Source organism: Microbacterium sp. 77mftsu3.1 (assembly GCF_900100525.1).
Lineage (GTDB): Bacteria > Actinomycetota > Actinomycetes > Actinomycetales > Microbacteriaceae > Microbacterium > Microbacterium aquilitoris.
In genome coordinates this window covers 177,546-192,787 of record NZ_FNCR01000002.1, presented here as the reverse complement: position 1 = coordinate 192,787, position 15,242 = coordinate 177,546, and the positions used below count along the sequence as shown (strand labels likewise).

Genomic DNA, 15,242 nt, shown 5'->3' with positions numbered 1-15,242 from the left:
TCAGAAGAAGCCCATCGCGCCCTCGGCGTAGGACACGAGCAGGTTCTTCGTCTGCTGGTAGTGGTCGAGCATCTTGAGGTGGTTCTCGCGACCGATGCCGGACTGCTTGTACCCGCCGAACGCGGCGTGCGCGGGGTACTGGTGATACGTGTTCGTCCAGACGCGACCCGCCTCGATCGCCCGTCCCGCACGGTAGGCGGTGGCGCCGGAGCGGCTCCAGACGCCCGCACCGAGGCCGTACAGGGTGTCGTTGGCGATCGAGATGGCGTCGTCGAAGTCGTCGAAGCTCGTCACCGAGAGCACCGGGCCGAAGATCTCCTCCTGGAAGATGCGCATGTCGTTCGTGCCCTCGAACACGGTCGGCGCGACGTAGTACCCGCCGCTGAGCTCGCCGCCGAGGTCGACCCGCTCGCCGCCGGTGAGCAGCTTCGCGCCGCCCTGCTTGCCGATGTCGATGTAGCTGAGGATCTTCTCGAGCTGATCGTTGGATGCCTGGGCTCCGATCATCGTGGCCGGGTCGAGGGGATTGCCCTGCACGACCTTGCCGACGCGCTCGAGACCGTCCGAGAGGAACGAGTCGTAGATCGAGCGTTGGATGAGCGACCGAGACGGACACGTGCAGACCTCGCCCTGGTTGAGGGCGAACATCGTGAAGCCCTCGAGCGCCTTGTCGTAGTACGCGTCGTCGGTGCGGCTGGCGACGTCCTCGAAGAACAGGTTCGGGCTCTTGCCTCCGAGCTCGAGGGTGACGGGGATCAGGTTCTGCGAGGCGTACTGCATGATGAGGCGCCCGGTCGTCGTCTCACCGGTGAACGCGATCTTGCGGATGCGCTTGTGCGAGGCGAGCGGGGCGCCCGCTTCGATGCCGAACCCGTTGACGATGTTCACGACGCCCGCGGGCAGCAGGTCGCCGATGATCTCGAAGAGGAACAGGATGGATGCCGGGGTCTGCTCGGCCGGCTTCAGCACGACGCAGTTGCCCGCCGCGAGGGCGGGGGCGAGCTTCCACGTGGCCATGAGGATCGGGAAGTTCCAGGGGATGATCTGCCCCACCACTCCCAGCGGCTCGTGGAAGTGATAGGCCACCGTGTCCTCGTCGAGCTGGCTGAGCGTGCCCTCCTGTGCACGGAGGACGCCCGCGAAGTAGCGGAAGTGGTCGGCGGCGAGCGGGATGTCGGCGGCCAGCGTCTCGCGGACGGGCTTGCCGTTCTCCCACGTCTCGGCGACGGCGATCTTCTCGAGGTTCTGCTCGATGCGGTCGGCGATCTTGTTGAGGATGACGGCGCGCTCGGCGGGCGTCGTCTTCCGCCACGACGCGAACGCCTGCCAGGCGACGTCCACGGCGCGGTCGATGTCCTCGACGGTGCCGCGGCCGACCTCGCAGAACGGCTTGCCGGTGACGGGGGTGATGTTCTCGAAGTACTGGCCCTTCACGGGCTCGACGAACTCGCCCCCGATGTAGTGGCCGTACCGCGCACGGTACTCGGCGACCGAGCCCCGCTGGCCGGGTGCGGCGTAGGCGCTCGAGACGCCCTCTTCGACGATGGTCATGCTGTCTCCTTCGACGGACATGGATGCGGCGTCCTCGCCGCGGATCGGATTGCCCGCACGCTACGCCGCCCGAGGTTGCATCGGGTTGCGCGGGCCGGGCGGGGCGACCGCGCGGATGCAATAGATCTCGCGCGACACGCCGCGCCCCGGCATCCGATCCCGGCGTGTCGCGTCGGATCCCTTGCATCCGCGGACACCCGCAAGCGCGTCCCGCCCCGCGGAGCTTCGTCAGCCCAGCGCTTCGATGCGGGCGACGAGGCCAGCGCGGCGCGGCGACCGGGCCGGCAGCATCCCGAGGCAGAGGCGCAGCACCTCGGCATCCTCGGATCCCTGGGCCGTGTCGGCGTAGGCGAGGAGGACGTCCACGCCCGCCTCGGTGAGGAGCGTCTCGCGCAGGGTCGCGCGGACGGATTCGCGGAGCGCGTCCACCCCGGGGGCGACGGACTCGGGCAGGACGGCGCCCGGGTAGGCGGCGAGCGCGACCCGGTGCGCACCGCGCCCGAGGAGCGACACGACGTGCTGCACGTCGGTCTCGAGCTCGGCGGGCAGCCGGTAGGGGCGCGACAGCGGCACGAGGTGAGGCGCGCGCTTCTCGAGCACCTTCCGCAGCCGCACCATCTCGGGTCGCAGGGTCTCGACGGCCGGCTCGCCGTAGACGAGCCCCGCCAGGGCGTCGGCCGACAGCCCCTCCCGGTGGGTCGCGAGCATGAGCAGGATCTCGGCGTGCCGGGCACTGAGCTCGACGACGGATGCCGCGGCATCCCCCGCCGTCTCGAGCAGGGCACGGTCGCGCCCGAGCACCCGCAGGGTCGCGTGGGGGCGCGTCGCGGGGCGCGTCGCCCGGCGCCTGGGCGTCGCCGCCCGGGAGCGCAGGCGTCCGACGAGCAGTTCGCTCTCGATGGCGCGGGCCGTCGCGTCGACGAGCAGCTGCGCCTGAGGGGTCACGGCCTCCGACCCGCCGGTGACGTCGATGACGCCGAGCAGACGCTGCGTCTCGGGGTCGTGCACGGGTGCCGCCGTGCACGACCACGGCTGCACGTACCGGTTGAAGTGCTCCGCCTGTCGGATCTGCACGGCGCGGTCGAGGGCGAGGGCCGTTCCCGGCGCGGAGGTGCCGACGGATGCCTCGGCCCAATCCGCACCCGCGACGAAACCCATGTCGCCGGTGAGCGTGCGGATGCCGCGGTCGCCCTCGACCCAGAGGAGGCGGCCCGAGGCATCCCCGACCGCGACGACGACGCCGGAGTCCTCTGCGGAGCCGGGGAGCAGCAGCGAGCGCACCATCTCCATGACACCCGCCAGGGGGTGCGCGCGTCGGTACGCCTCGAGTTCGTCGGCGGTCATGTCGAGCCGCGGCAGGCCTTCGGCGGCGGCATCCGAGGCGAGCGAGCGACGCCACGACTCGCGGACCAGCGGACGGACGTCGGCGAGACGCGGATCCCCGGTGTTCCCCGCGAGGAGCTCTTCGTGAGCGCGCTCGATCAGCAGGCGCGAGGTGGCGGGTGCGACCTCGGTCCGGGCGGACCACGGCGAGCTCATGGGGCTCCGATCATCGTCGAAGGAGCGATGCCGGCCAGTCTAGGTCGGGCTGCCGCGCGGCGACAGGCTCAGCGACGGAGGAGGTTGCCGTCTGCCCATTCGCCGAGCTGGGTCAGGATCGGTGCCAGGCGGCACCCCGCCTCGGTCAGCGCGTACGTGACCGCGACCGGCGGGCCCGGTTCGACCTGGCGCGCGATCAGGCCGGCGTCGGAGAGCTCGGTGAGTCGGTCCGACAGGACGGCGTCGCTGATGCCCGAGACGGCACGGCGCACTCCCGAGAACGAGAGCTCGCCCTCACCGAGGACGTCGAGGATCATGCCGTTCCAGCGTTTGCCGAGGATCGAGAACGCGTGCGAGACCGCGGCGTCGCACTGTCGCGCGTCGTGATCATCGGCCATGGATACATCGTAGGCGTGCTAGCGTTCACGAAGCCGCTATGTTTTCCATAGTCACTCTGATCGGAGAAGCACATGACCCTGTTCCGTCTCGATGCCAGCATCCTGCCCGCCACGTCCGCCAGCCGCGAGCTCGGCGACCTCGTCGAGGCGGAGTGGCTCGCCGCCCACCCGTCCTCCACCGTCGTGCGGCGCGATGTCGCCGCCGACCCGATCGTCGCGACCGCCTGGCGGGACTCGGTGACCTCCGGCTTCACGCCGGTCGAGGACCTGACCGACGGACAGCGTGAGGCCATCGCGCTCCGCACGCGTCTCGCTGACGAGCTGATCGACGCCGATGCGCTGCTGTTCACCGTGCCCCTCTACAACTACGGCGTCTCGCAGCACGTGAAGACCTGGTTCGACCTCGCCTACACGGATCCCCGGATCGACCCGCAGGGAACGGCGCTGCGCGGCAAGCCGGCGACGCTCGTGACCGTCCTCGGCGGCAACTACGAGCCCGGCAGCCCGCGCGAGGGCTGGGACCACTCGACCGGGTGGCTCCGCCGTGTCTTCGAGGACGTCTGGGGTCTCGAGCTCACCGTCGTCCACCGCCCCTTCACACTGGTGGGCGTCAACCCGGCGCTCGATGCCTTCACCGACGCCGCGGCCGAGCTCAAGGCCGGCGCGGAGCAGGCCGCGGTCGACGCCGGTCGCGCCCTCGCGGCGTCCCGCGCGGCCTGAGACGACCCTCGCCCGTCACGACTCGCCGCACGGCGGTGCAGATCGTGACGGGCGGACGGCCTCACGGCGCCGCCGCTCCCGCATCATGGACGCATGGCATCCGCGAAGAGCGTCACCGGCACCGTCGTCCGTCGCCTCACCCGGTGGGGCACGGCATCCGTCCTCGTCGGCGGCGCGCTCGCGCTGGTCCCCCGGACCCGCGCGTTCGGCGTGCAGACGCTGATGTGGGGGGCCATCGACGCGGGTCTCGCGGCGTTCACCCGCCGGCAGCAGACCGTCTCGAAGAAGCGGATGCTGCGCCGCGTCCTGCTCGTGAACGCGGCCCTCGACGTGGGCTACGTCGCAACCGGCGCGCACCTCGCCGCGCGGCCCCCTTCGTTCGGCGGTCGCCTCGGCGCGGCCGATGCCCGTGGACACGGCCTGGCGATCGTCATCCAGGGCGCGGCCCTGTTCGTCATCGACCTGACGGCGGCCCGGCGCCTCTGACACGGCGCTTGCGCCGCTCGCCCGGCTGTGTCAAGGTTGCTTTACAGTAAAGCGAACTTGACACCTGGGAGCATCGTGACGAACACCGACGGGACCGCGCCGAACATCGACCGCACCCGCTGGGGGCGCCTCCGCGGCGGCGGCGGCACTCCCGCGATGGCGATCGCGATCCCGGCCGGCCTCGTCCTCGCCGTCCTGGTCGGCATCATCGCCGCCGCGATGTGGGATGCCCCCACCCCGCCCGTCGTCGTGGGCATCGGCTTCACGGTCGTCACCCTCCCCGCGCTCGTCGGCCTGGTCTGGGCGTTCCTGGTCGATCGCAACACGCTGCGCGGCGCGATCGACCGGCCCGAGGAGTCCGTCGAAGGCGCCTGGTACGACAAGGCCGCGCAGGGTGCCTTCTCGGACATCCTCCTCATCGTCGGGCTCGGCACGGCGTTCCTCGCCATCACCGGCATCCGGATTGACGTGCTCATCGCCCTCATCGGCGTCCTTCTCGTCGCGATGGGCAGCTTCACCGTCCGCTACCTCGTCGCGCGGCGCCGGGGCTGAGGGTGCGGAACACACTGCCTGCGCTGCGACAGGACCGGGGCTGGTCGCAGCAACGCCTCGCGGACGAGCTCGGCGTCTCGCGTCAGACGATCATCTCGATCGAACGCGGCCGATTCGACCCGAGCCTGCCGCTCGCGTTCCGCATCGCGCGTCTGTTCGAGGCGTCGATCGAGGCCGTGTTCGAGCCCGACGACGTCGAGTGAGTCAGGCTCGCGCGGCCCACCAGTCACGCAGGCGCTGCTCGGCGACCTCCGGCTCGACGACGCCCTCATCGAGGCGGATGTCGAGCAGGAACCGGTACGCCTCGCCCACCTCGCGACCGGGGCGGATGCCGAGAACCTCCTGGATCCGGTTGCCGTCGAGCGCCGGGCGCATCGCCTCGAGCTGCTCCTGCTCGGCGAGCTGCGCGATCCGCGTCTCGATGTCGTCATAGGCCGAGCGCAGGCGACCCGCCTTGCGCTTGTTCCGCGTGGTCACGTCTGCCCGCGTGAGGATGTGGAGCCGTTCGAGCTGCTCACCCGCGTCGCGGACGTAGCGTCGGACGGCCGAATCGGTCCAGGCGCCCTCGGCGTACCCGAAGAAGCGCAGGTGCTGCTCGATGAGCTGACACACGGCATCCGTCGTCGCGCCGTCGAACTTGAGGGCCTGCAGGCGCTTGCGTGCCATGCGGGCGCCCTTGACGTCGTGGTGATGGAAGCTGACGGCGCCGCCCGGCTCCAGCTTGCGCGTCGCCGGCTTGCCGATGTCGTGCAGGAGCGCCGCGAGGCGCAGCGTCACGTCAGGCGCCGCGCCCGGGTGCCGCTGCTTCTCGAGGTCGATCGCCTGCGCGAGCACCGTGAGCGAGTGCTCGTAGACGTCCTTGTGGTGGTGGTGCTCGTCGACCTCGAGCCGCAACGCGGGGACCTCGGGCAGGAACAGTTCCATGAGGCCGGTATCGACGAGCAGACGGATGCCGCGGTCCGGCGCGTCGGTCGCGAGAAGCTTCACCAGCTCGCCCTGCACACGCTCGGGGCTCACGATCGACAGGCTCGGTGCCAGGCGGGTCATGGCCTCGAGGGTGGCCGGATGCACGTCCATGCCGAGCTGGCTCGCGAAGCGCGCCGCGCGCAGCATCCGGAGCGGGTCGTCGCCGAAGCTGACGTCGGGGTCGGTCGGGGTGCGGAGCGACTCACCGACGAGGTCCTCGACGCCGCCGGTCGGGTCGACGAGGGAGGGACCGGGGATCCGCAGCGCCATCGCGTTGACCGTGAAATCACGCCTGACCAGGTCTTGCTCGAGCGTGTCGCCGAACTCGACGGTGGGCTTGCGGGTCGTGCCGTCGTAGCTGTCGGCCCGGTACGTCGTGATCTCGACCTGCTCGCCGCGGACCTTCGCACCGATCGTGCCGAACGCGCGACCGATGTCCCACGTCGCCGTCGAGAGGGGTTTCACGATGCGCAGGATGTCGTCGGGGCGCGCGTTCGTCGTGTAGTCGAGGTCGTTCACCCTGCGGCCGAGCAGCGCGTCGCGGACGGGTCCGCCGACGATCGCGAGCTCGTACCCGGCATCCGCGAACGCACGGGCGAGCGCGGCCGACACGGGAGCCTCCGCGAGCGCGCCCAGGCGCGCGAGACCCTCGGCCATGTTCAGCATGCCTACGAGCCTACCGAGCGTCGCCGGGGGCTCCGGTGGGTGTGCCCCACCCCGCGCGCCGGCCGGTCAGACCAAGCGCAGGAACCCGGTGAACACGAGCTCGCGCACGCGCGGCAGGAGGTCGGCGCGGAGAGCCCCGGCATCCACCTCGAGCAGGTCGGCGATCGCGTCGATCAGCACGCCCAGCGGCAGGTCGCCGTCGGATGCCCCCACGAGGGCCGCGAGCGCCGGGTCGACGTTCAGCACGCGCCCGAACCCGCCGCCCTGGTGCAGCTCGATGACCGACGGCTCCTCCGAGCCCGGGCGGTGGTGACGGGCCTCGGTGACGTCCGGGCCCACGATGACGGTCGTGTCGGCGAGCGCGTCGTCGTCGAGCAGTCCGAGCCGGTCCCACGCGGCGAGCGCCTCACCGAGGTGCGTCCCGAGAGCCCCGCCCACCGGCTGGGTGACCCGCTCGTAGCGGGCGAGGGACGGCATCCCGATCGGCGTACGCCGCAGCAGCAGGTACCCGAACCCGACCGAGGTCACGCCGCGTTCCGCGAAGTCGGCGAGCCACGCGTCGATCAGGCGCGCGTAGTCGGGGCTGCCGGGGGTCGTGCCGCCGTCTCGCACCCACAGCTCCGCGTACGCGAGCGGGTCGAGGCGTTCGCGTTCCACGATCCACGCGTCGAGCGGGTGAGCGGATGCCGCAACCCACGCCCGCACGCGCTCGAGACCGTCGGCATCCTCCCGGTACTCCCAGTTGCCGAGCAGTTGCGCCGTGCCGCCGGGGGCGAGGACGTCGCCCACGCCCGAGACGAACGCGGCGACGAGGTCGTCGCCCGCGAAACCGGCATCGCGGTACTCGTACTCGGGCACCCCGGCGACGCGCGGCGTGATGACGAACGGCGGATTCGAGACGACGCGGTCGAACTCCTCGCCGGCGACCGGTTCGAACAGGCTGCCGTGGCGCACTTCGACCCCGTCGACGTCGTTGAGGGCTGCATTGAGCAGGGTGAACTGCAGCGCGCGCTCCGAGACGTCCGTGGCGACGACGCGCGGTGCGCTCCGCCGAGCACGCAGGGCCTGGATGCCGCATCCGGTCCCCAGATCGAGCACGCGCTGCGCGGGGGTGTCGAGCTGCAGTCCCGCGAGCGTGAGCGAGGCGCCTCCGACCCCCAGCACGTGTCCCGTCGGCAGGGCGCCGCCGAGCGCCGCCTCGTCGAGGTCGCTCACGATCCACCACTGACCGGAACCCCCGGCATCCGCGTACCCCTGCGGGCGCAGCAGCGCGGTCGGGGTGACCGTGTCGGCGCCGAGCCGCACGAGACCCAGCCGCTCGAGGCCCGCCGCCCCGGCCGTGGGCAGGGCGGCGTCGACGTCGGTGACGGACGCCGGGTCACCCAGGAAGAGGAGTCGGCACAGCACCGCGAGCGCGTCGGCGCGGTCCGCGAGGCCCCGGCGGGCGGGAGCGAGCAGCCCGCGACCGATCGCGTCGTCGGCGATCGCCCCCCACGCCGCCCGCACCGCGTCGGCCGTGTAGCCCGCCGCCGCGAGGTCCGCGCGAAGCGCGACGATCGAAGACGGGTCGGGATGCCGGGAGTCGCTCACCCACCCATTCAACCGGCCCTCGCACGCAATCAGGGGCTCTGCAGGGCAGTGACCCTAGAATCGCTCCCGATGGTGCGGTCATGGATCGCACGGGAATCGACCTCTTCATGACCTTCATCTCGCCTGTTCCGGGCCGACGTCCGCCGCGCCGACCGCGCTGGCTGCGCGCGGCGACCGCGGCGAGCGCGGCCATCGCCCTCGCTGCTCCCGCCCCTGCCGCCTTCGCCGCGGTGGACGGTACCGGCGACGACGAGGCGGTCACCGCGGTCCTGGCGCCGGCGAACGACGGTGTGCTCTCGGCATCCGCCCCCCTCACACTCACCCTCTCCGCCGGCAACCCCGGCACGGACGCCCTCGCGGCCGGCCAGGCGACCTTCGAGATCGGCACGCGCGCGCTGACCACGAGCGACACCCTCGACTCCTGGCTCGAACGCGGCGCTGCGGCGGTGCCGTTCGACGCGGTCGGCGAGACCGACGTGCCGGCCGTCGCCGGACAGCAGTCGACCTCGGTGTCGGTCACCGTCGACCCCGACGAGCCCGCGGTCCAGGACCTCGGCCCCGGGGTCTACCCGGCTCGTGTCGTCTACCGCACCGGTGACGAGACCCTCCGCGCGCAGACGGTCGTCGTCGTGCCGCGGACGGGCGAGCCGGTGCGCGGTGCCGGTGTCGTCGTCCCGATCACGGCAGGACCGCAGGCGACCGGTGCGCTCGGAGCCGACGCCCTCCGCGAACTGACGGCGGAGGACGGCGATCTGCGTCAGCAGCTCGACGCCGTGTCCGGAACCGACGCGATCCTCGCCGTCGACCCCGCCATCACCGCATCGATCCGCGCACTCGGCAAGGCCGCCCCCGCCGATGCCGTGACATGGCTCGACGAGTTGATGGCCCTCCCGAACGACCGTTTCGCGCTGCAGTACGGGGACGCAGACCTCGCCGCGCAGATCGGCGCGGGAGCGACGGCCCCGGCGCGGCTGACCTCGTACTCGGCCTACCTCGACGCCGCCAACTTCGAGGCCGACACCGGCGCCGGCGGAGCGACGCCCGCCCCCAGCCCGACTCCCGGCGCACCCGTGGTGCCCACTCTCGACGAGCTCCTCGACGTCGGAGCCGATCGCGGTTCCGTGTTCTGGCCCGCGACCGGAACGGCCGGCGCCGAGACCGCCGCCGCCCTGGGCGCCCTGACCGGCACCGACGACGCCCCCGTCACACTGCTGCCGAGCTCGGTGGTCGGATCGGATGCCGCGGCCCACGCCACCGCCGGAGGCGCCGATCTGCTCGTCTACGACGAGGGGCTCTCGTCGCTCCTCGCGCAGGCGTCGACCACGGGAGACGCCGCCGAACGTGCCGACATCCTCGCGGAGTACACGGCACGCGCCGCACTGACGGCGCCCGCCGGTCCGCTCCTGGTCACCGTGGATCGCGCGACGGGCCGCTCCGAAGCGGCGCTCCGCGACGCGATCCGCGCGGCGACGGCGCTCCCCTCATGGTCCACCACCGACCTCGGCGCTCTGCTCGCCACCGATCCGACGGCCGTCGCCCTGACCTCCGTCGCCCCCGACGCCGACCGCGTCGCGGTGATCACCGAGTTCCGCGACGCGCAGACCGGCCTCTCCCGCATCGCCGGCGTCCTCGAGGATCCCTCACTCCTCGCTTCTTCCGAACGGGCGACAGAGCTGCAGCTGCTCGGCAACGCGTGGCTCGGTAATCGTGAGGGGTGGGATGCCGCGATCCAGACGCAGCGCGAACGCATCGCGACCTGGACCGACGGCGTCGCCCTCGTCCCCGGCGGTCCCATCACCCTCGCGGGCTCGTCCGCACCGCTCGTCTTCACGGTCCGCAACGATCTGCCGTGGCCGGCCCGTCTCGACCTGCTCGCCTCGCCGGGCGACGCCCGCCTGGTGATCGAATCCCGCACCGAGGTGGAGATCGGCGCCCAGCAGACCAGTCGCGTCGCGATCCCCGTCTCGGCCCTCGTCGGCAGCGGCGAGTCCTCGGTCCAGCTCCAGCTGCGCACCCGCGCCGGTGTCGACATCGGTCCCGGTGAAACGATCCGCGTCTCGGTGCGTGCCGAATGGGAGGCGGTCTCCGTCATCATCCTCAGCGCCCTCGTCAGCGTCCTCCTCGTCTTCGGTGTCGTCCGCACCATCCGACGACGCCGACGGATGGTGGTGGCCGCCTGATGGCCGGCCTCGGCCGCGCGAGCGCCACCGTCGCCGCCGGGACCATGGCGTCCCGGATCACCGGCCTCATCCGCAACATCGTCCTGACCATCGCGCTAGGCACCGTCGGAGCGAAGGCGGCCGACTCCTTCGCCATCGCGAACCAGCTGCCGAACTCCGTCTTCGCGCTCATCTCCTCCGGCCTGCTCGCCGGGGTGATCGTCCCGCAGATCGTCAAGGCGGTGAAGACCCACGACGACCGGGGCGACGCCTTCGTGTCGAAACTCCTGACGCTGGGCGTGCTCGCCCTGCTGGTCGTCACGGCGGTCGCCGTGATCGCCGCCCCCCTGCTGGTCGAGATCTACGCGGGCGAGTTCACGGAAGAGGCGAAGACCCTGACTCTCGCCCTCGCGTACTGGTGCCTCCCGCAACTGCTCTTCTACGGCTTGTACGCGCTCGTCGGCGAGATCCTCAATGCGAACCGCGTCTTCGGCCCGTTCGCGTGGTCTCCGATCGTGAACAACGTGATCTCCATCGCCGGCTTCGGTGTCTTCATCGCGCTCTTCGGCACGTACGAAGCCGCCACGGGCTGGACCGCGGGGATGATCGCGTTGATGGGTGGCACCGCGACCCTCGGCATCGTCGTGCAGGCCGGCATCCTCTTCCTGTTCTGGCGACGCGCAGGCCTCCACGTGCGGCCTGACTTCCGGTGGCGGGGCATCGGTCTCCGCCAGATCGGCCGACTGGCCGGCTGGACCTTCCTCATGGTCGTCGTCGGCCAGGTCGCCGGGGCGTTCCAGGTCAACATCGTGGGCGCCGCGTCGGGCCCCGCAGCCGCCGGAGCGACCCTGCAGAACGCCTGGCTGCTGTTCATGCTCCCGTTCTCCGTGATCGTTTTGTCGCTGGGCACGCCTTACTACACGAAGCTCAGCGAGCACGTGGCAGAGGGACGGACGGATGCCGTCACCGCCGACCTGTCCTCCCTCACCCGCACGGTCGGCATCTTCATGGTCGGCATCCTCGCCGCCATGTCCGTCGCCGCCGTGCCGCTCTCGCGTCTGTTCACCCCTACGCCCGAGAAGGCGATCGCCTTCGCCTTCGTGCTCGGCGCCTATCTCGTCGCTCTCCTGCCCTTGTCGTTCCAGTTCGGCATCCAACGCACGTTCTACGCTCTGAAGGACACGCGCACGCCGTTCTTCTACACCCTGGTGCAGGCCGCGATGGTCATCGCTACGGCCGTGACCGCCTCCGCCCTGCTGAGTGCCGGCATCCTCCCGCTCACCTGGCTCGCCGTTGCCATCGCCCTCGGGCAGTCCGTCGCCAACATCGTGCAGTTCGCTCTCGCCGTGTCACTTCTGCGACGCAAGATCGGCCCGCTCGGGCTCGGCGGTGCGTTCCGCGGCATCCTGCGCTTCCTACTCGCGGCGGTCCCCGCCGCGGCGGCCGGGTGGGGCGTCTTCCTTCTCTTCGGCGGCGTGCACGGCTGGACCGTCTCCGACCGCTTCCTCGGCTTCCTCGGCGCCGCACTCATCGGCGGCACCACCCTCGTCGTGTACGCCGCCATCCTCGCGGCGTTCCGCACTCCCGAGCTCGCCACGGCGGGCCGCGCGCTCCGACGTTTCCTGCCCGGCCGCTGACACGGGCGCGCGTCCCCAGGCGACGTGGAATGCCACGCGACTAGCATTGGTTGGACGTGTCGGGGCGAGGAATTTCGCCCCGATGGAGAAGGGATTCATCGTGCGCAAGGTCATCATCATCGGCTCGGGCCCCGCGGGATACACCGCGGCCATCTACGCTGCCCGCGCGAACCTGTCGCCCCTCGTGGTGGCCAGTTCGGTCGAGGCCGGCGGTGAGCTGATGAACACCACCGAGGTCGAGAACTTCCCCGGCTTCCCCGAGGGTGTCATGGGTCCCGACCTCATGGCCAAGATGCAGGAGCAGGCCGAGAAGTTCGGCGCCGAGGTCGTCTACGACGACGTCGTGTCGCTCGACCTCTCCGGCGACATCAAGAGCGTCACCCTCGGACGCGGCGAGACCCACGAGGCTGAGGCGATCGTCTTCGCCACCGGCTCCGCTCCCCGCAAGATCGGCATCGAGGGCGAGACCCGTCTGTCGGGCCGCGGCGTCTCGTACTGCGCGACGTGCGACGGCTTCTTCTTCCGCGAGAAGGTCATCGCCGTCGTCGGCGGCGGCGACTCCGCGATGGAAGAAGCGACGTTCCTCACCAAGTTCGCCTCGAAGGTCTACGTGATCCACCGTCGCGGCGAGCTCCGCGCCTCGAAGATCATGCAGGACCGCGCGAAGGCGAACGAGAAGATCGAGTTCGTCTGGAACAGCGAGGTCATCGACGTGCTGGGTGAGGATGCCGTGACCGGCGTGCGCCTCCGTGACACCGTCGACGGCTCCGAGCGCGACCTGGCCCTCGACGGCGTGTTCGTCGCCATCGGTTACGACCCCCGCACCCACCTCGTGCACAACGTCCTCGACATCACCGAGCACGGCACGGTCTGGGTCGACGGCCGCACCTCGAAGACGTCGGTCGCCGGTGTCTTCGCCGCCGGCGACGTCATCGACCCGACCTACCGCCAGGCGGTCACCGCCGCCGGCAGCGGTACGGTCGCCGCCCTCGACCTCGAGCACTACCTCGCCGCCCGCGGTGACGCCGGGGCCCCTGCCGAGGACGTCTCGATCATCGACGGCCTGCCGACCCCGGCCTGACCGCGGAACAATTCCGGCATCCGCCGCGTTTTCACCTCACAGACACGATCGTGTCGACCACTAAGGAGACAGACATATGACCGCCAAGGCAACGAGCGAGAGCACCTGGCAGCAGGACGTCATCGACGCCGAAGGCCCCGTTCTGGTGGACTTCTGGGCCGAGTGGTGCGGACCCTGTCGCATGGTCGGGCCCATCCTCGACGAGATCCAGACCGAGAACCCCGAGAAGATCACGGTTCTGAAGCTCAACGTCGACGAGAACCCGCAGCTCGCCATGCAGTACCAGATCACGTCGATCCCGGCAATGAAGGTCTTCAACAAGGGTGAGGTCGAGAAGACGATCATCGGTGCGAAGCCGAAGTTCGCCCTTCAGCAGGACCTCGCCGACTACATCGGCTGAGACACCGCTTCACGAAGGACCCGCGCGACTCCGGTCGCCGGGTCCTTCGTCGTTTCACCCGGTCAACGCGAGAAACGCCGACGCCATCGCGCCCAGACCGAGTCCCGGCGGGCCGGGTGCAACTGCCGCCACACCATCCTGCCGGCCGGAGTTCGCTCGACGTGCTCGGCACCGGGCAGAGCGTCGATGTCGACGGTCCCCCGAACGATCCGGCCCACCTCGGTGGGCAGCCGGAACGCTCCGACAACGGCGTCGATCAGTGCGTGGTCGTTGTCCCGCGTAAGCGTCTCCTCGATCTCGTTCCGCTCCGCTCCGAGTTCTGCGAGCGCGGCATCCCGGTCGACCGGTTGTCCTAGGGCGCTCGACGACGACTGCCGGCCGCGCCCCAGCATCCGTTCGATGTCCGCGATCTGACCGCGTGCATCGGACACCGGTCGCCATCGCGCCTGCCAGCTGAACGTGAGATTCGGTATGCCGAGCATCTGAGCGTCGTGCGACCCGACCGCACCGCGCATCGCGTCGCGGCTCCAGACCTCCACCGTCAGCGAATCGCCGACAGCGGTGACGGCGACGACCGGACGCTGCGCACTCGGCCAGTAGTCCTGCGGTTCCCCATGTGCCTGCAGAACCCACCGCCCATCGATCGCGATGACGCTGACAGAGGCCTCGAGTTGCGCGGCGAAATCAGGCCGACGCGCCGGGTCCCCCGTCACGCCACCGCCGATCACGTACACACGCCGCCGCGGCGGCATCTCCGCGTCGCGCGTCGGCTCCGGTCGAGCGGATGCCGCCACGAAACGCACGTCTGATTCCAGCGTGACGTCCGCGGACCATTCGCCCGCGAGCGATTCGACGACTCTCGAGGCGGATTCCACCGTCAGCTGGCGCCCCTCGATCGAGACGAGGACGTCGCCGGCGTCGTTCACGGCCACCCGGGCGGCCGTCCGCCCCTCCACCACACCCACCACGCCGAGTACACCGCGACGGGCGAGGGAGTCGGCCACGACGTCGACAGTGATGTCATCGGAGGCTCGGATATCGAGAGAGGCGATCCGGATGTCGCGTGGCACGGCTCAAGCCTACGTATCGCCGGTGAACGGCGATGTTTCACGTGGAACGGTCAGGACGCGCGGACAGACAGATCCCAGGTGCGGTGCGGCTCGCTGCCGAGAAGTCGCCACACAGCCGGGCTCAGCGCAGGGTAGTCCAGTGCGATCTGGCGCAGAACCCGGTAATTGCGCGCCTGCGTCGGCCGCTGACCGCCGTCGGAGGCGATGTTCTCCGCCCGAAGTGTCAGGACGACCAACTCGTCGACCGTGGGGAGGTCCTCCATGAAGGCCCAGGGATCCTCACCGTCGCGAAGACGCTCTTCGACGAGCACAGAGAGCTCGTCCGCGGCCTCGGCACGCAACACCTCGAGGCTGGCGCGACGAGGGAGGTTCGGGCTGTCACTCACTCATCCAGCCTACGCTCGACCCCTGGGAAGGAGGGCCGCTG

15 protein-coding genes are annotated in these 15,242 nt (G+C 70.8%); 8 read left to right on the top strand and 7 right to left on the bottom strand.

The genetic code is table 11. The annotated features are described in order from the left end of the window. From BLR68_RS05840 to BLR68_RS05830, 3 genes are all read right to left on the bottom strand, one after another. Nucleotides 1-1,551, bottom strand: coding sequence for an acetaldehyde dehydrogenase ExaC (locus BLR68_RS05840; protein ID WP_026302942.1), 1,551 nt, complete (start codon nucleotides 1,549-1,551; stop codon nucleotides 1-3). 228 nt (nucleotides 1,552-1,779) lie between these two features. Next, a complete protein-coding gene (locus BLR68_RS05835) occupies nucleotides 1,780-3,090 on the bottom strand; it encodes a GAF domain-containing protein (protein WP_018187779.1) in 1,311 nt (436 codons plus the stop codon). A gap of 68 nt (nucleotides 3,091-3,158) precedes the next feature. After that, entirely contained in the window at nucleotides 3,159-3,488 is a 330-nt protein-coding gene (locus BLR68_RS05830) for a winged helix-turn-helix transcriptional regulator (protein ID WP_018187780.1), read from the bottom strand. A 72-nt stretch (nucleotides 3,489-3,560) separates the two neighbouring features. Here BLR68_RS05830 and BLR68_RS05825 point away from each other — a divergent pair, with 72 nt between their 5' ends. The 4 genes from BLR68_RS05825 (at nucleotide 3,561) to BLR68_RS05810 (ending at nucleotide 5,449) form a co-directional block, all read left to right on the top strand. Then, nucleotides 3,561-4,208, top strand: coding sequence for an FMN-dependent NADH-azoreductase (locus BLR68_RS05825; protein WP_018187781.1), 648 nt, complete (start codon nucleotides 3,561-3,563; stop codon nucleotides 4,206-4,208). A 93-nt stretch (nucleotides 4,209-4,301) separates the two neighbouring features. After that, nucleotides 4,302-4,694, top strand: a complete 393-nt coding sequence (locus BLR68_RS05820; protein WP_018187782.1) for a DUF6992 family protein — start codon at nucleotides 4,302-4,304, stop codon at nucleotides 4,692-4,694. 75 nt (nucleotides 4,695-4,769) lie between these two features. Further along, nucleotides 4,770-5,246: a hypothetical protein gene (locus BLR68_RS05815; RefSeq protein WP_018187783.1), complete on the top strand. Its 477-nt coding sequence runs from the start codon at nucleotides 4,770-4,772 to the stop codon at nucleotides 5,244-5,246. 2 nt (nucleotides 5,247-5,248) lie between these two features. Next, nucleotides 5,249-5,449 carry a helix-turn-helix transcriptional regulator gene (locus BLR68_RS05810; RefSeq protein WP_018187784.1) on the top strand — a complete coding sequence of 67 codons (201 nt, stop codon included), beginning with the start codon at nucleotides 5,249-5,251 and terminating at the stop codon, nucleotides 5,447-5,449. Between the two features lies 1 nt (nucleotide 5,450). Here BLR68_RS05810 and BLR68_RS05805 read toward each other — a convergent pair whose 3' ends face one another. Together BLR68_RS05805 and BLR68_RS05800 are read right to left on the bottom strand one after the other, a co-directional pair. Beyond that, a complete protein-coding gene (locus BLR68_RS05805; RefSeq protein ID WP_018187785.1) occupies nucleotides 5,451-6,878 on the bottom strand; it encodes a CCA tRNA nucleotidyltransferase in 1,428 nt (475 codons plus the stop codon). A 66-nt stretch (nucleotides 6,879-6,944) separates the two neighbouring features. Beyond that, nucleotides 6,945-8,468: a DUF7059 domain-containing protein gene (locus tag BLR68_RS05800; RefSeq protein WP_018187786.1), complete on the bottom strand. Its 1,524-nt coding sequence runs from the start codon at nucleotides 8,466-8,468 to the stop codon at nucleotides 6,945-6,947. An 80-nt stretch (nucleotides 8,469-8,548) separates the two neighbouring features. Here BLR68_RS05800 and BLR68_RS05795 point away from each other — a divergent pair, with 80 nt between their 5' ends. From BLR68_RS05795 to trxA, 4 genes are all read left to right on the top strand, one after another. After that, nucleotides 8,549-10,648, top strand: coding sequence for a DUF6049 family protein (locus tag BLR68_RS05795; protein WP_018187787.1), 2,100 nt, complete (start codon nucleotides 8,549-8,551; stop codon nucleotides 10,646-10,648). Then, nucleotides 10,648-12,264: a murein biosynthesis integral membrane protein MurJ gene (gene murJ / locus BLR68_RS05790; RefSeq protein WP_018187788.1), complete on the top strand. Its 1,617-nt coding sequence runs from the start codon at nucleotides 10,648-10,650 to the stop codon at nucleotides 12,262-12,264. Before BLR68_RS05795 ends, murJ begins: the two co-directional genes overlap by 1 nt. Nucleotides 12,265-12,364: 100 nt before the next feature. Further along, complete coding sequence (gene trxB / locus BLR68_RS05785) at nucleotides 12,365-13,345, top strand: thioredoxin-disulfide reductase (RefSeq protein WP_026302943.1); 981 nt, start codon at nucleotides 12,365-12,367, stop codon at nucleotides 13,343-13,345. 76 nt (nucleotides 13,346-13,421) lie between these two features. Next, on the top strand, nucleotides 13,422-13,745 hold the full coding sequence (gene trxA, locus BLR68_RS05780) for a thioredoxin (protein WP_018187790.1): 324 nt from the start codon (nucleotides 13,422-13,424) through the stop codon (nucleotides 13,743-13,745). Between the two features lie 62 nt (nucleotides 13,746-13,807). On the opposite strand, the gene BLR68_RS05775 is transcribed toward trxA, so the two are convergent. After that, complete coding sequence (locus tag BLR68_RS05775) at nucleotides 13,808-14,815, bottom strand: hypothetical protein (protein ID WP_018187791.1); 1,008 nt, start codon at nucleotides 14,813-14,815, stop codon at nucleotides 13,808-13,810. 50 nt (nucleotides 14,816-14,865) lie between these two features. Next, a complete protein-coding gene (locus BLR68_RS05770) occupies nucleotides 14,866-15,201 on the bottom strand; it encodes a hypothetical protein (RefSeq protein ID WP_018187792.1) in 336 nt (111 codons plus the stop codon). Nucleotides 15,202-15,242: the final 41 nt, after the last annotated feature.

Coding starts and splice junctions, on each gene's coding strand:
- BLR68_RS05840 (WP_026302942.1), bottom strand. CDS start 1,551: ATGACCATCGTCGAAGAGGGCGTCTCGAGCGCCTACGCCGCACCCGGC.
- BLR68_RS05835 (WP_018187779.1), bottom strand. CDS start 3,090: ATGAGCTCGCCGTGGTCCGCCCGGACCGAGGTCGCACCCGCCACCTCG.
- BLR68_RS05830 (WP_018187780.1), bottom strand. CDS start 3,488: ATGGCCGATGATCACGACGCGCGACAGTGCGACGCCGCGGTCTCGCAC.
- BLR68_RS05825 (WP_018187781.1), top strand. CDS start 3,561: ATGACCCTGTTCCGTCTCGATGCCAGCATCCTGCCCGCCACGTCCGCC.
- BLR68_RS05820 (WP_018187782.1), top strand. CDS start 4,302: ATGGCATCCGCGAAGAGCGTCACCGGCACCGTCGTCCGTCGCCTCACC.
- BLR68_RS05805 (WP_018187785.1), bottom strand. CDS start 6,878: ATGCTGAACATGGCCGAGGGTCTCGCGCGCCTGGGCGCGCTCGCGGAG.
- BLR68_RS05795 (WP_018187787.1), top strand. CDS start 8,549: ATGGATCGCACGGGAATCGACCTCTTCATGACCTTCATCTCGCCTGTT.
- murJ (WP_018187788.1), top strand. CDS start 10,648: ATGGCCGGCCTCGGCCGCGCGAGCGCCACCGTCGCCGCCGGGACCATG.
- trxA (WP_018187790.1), top strand. CDS start 13,422: ATGACCGCCAAGGCAACGAGCGAGAGCACCTGGCAGCAGGACGTCATC.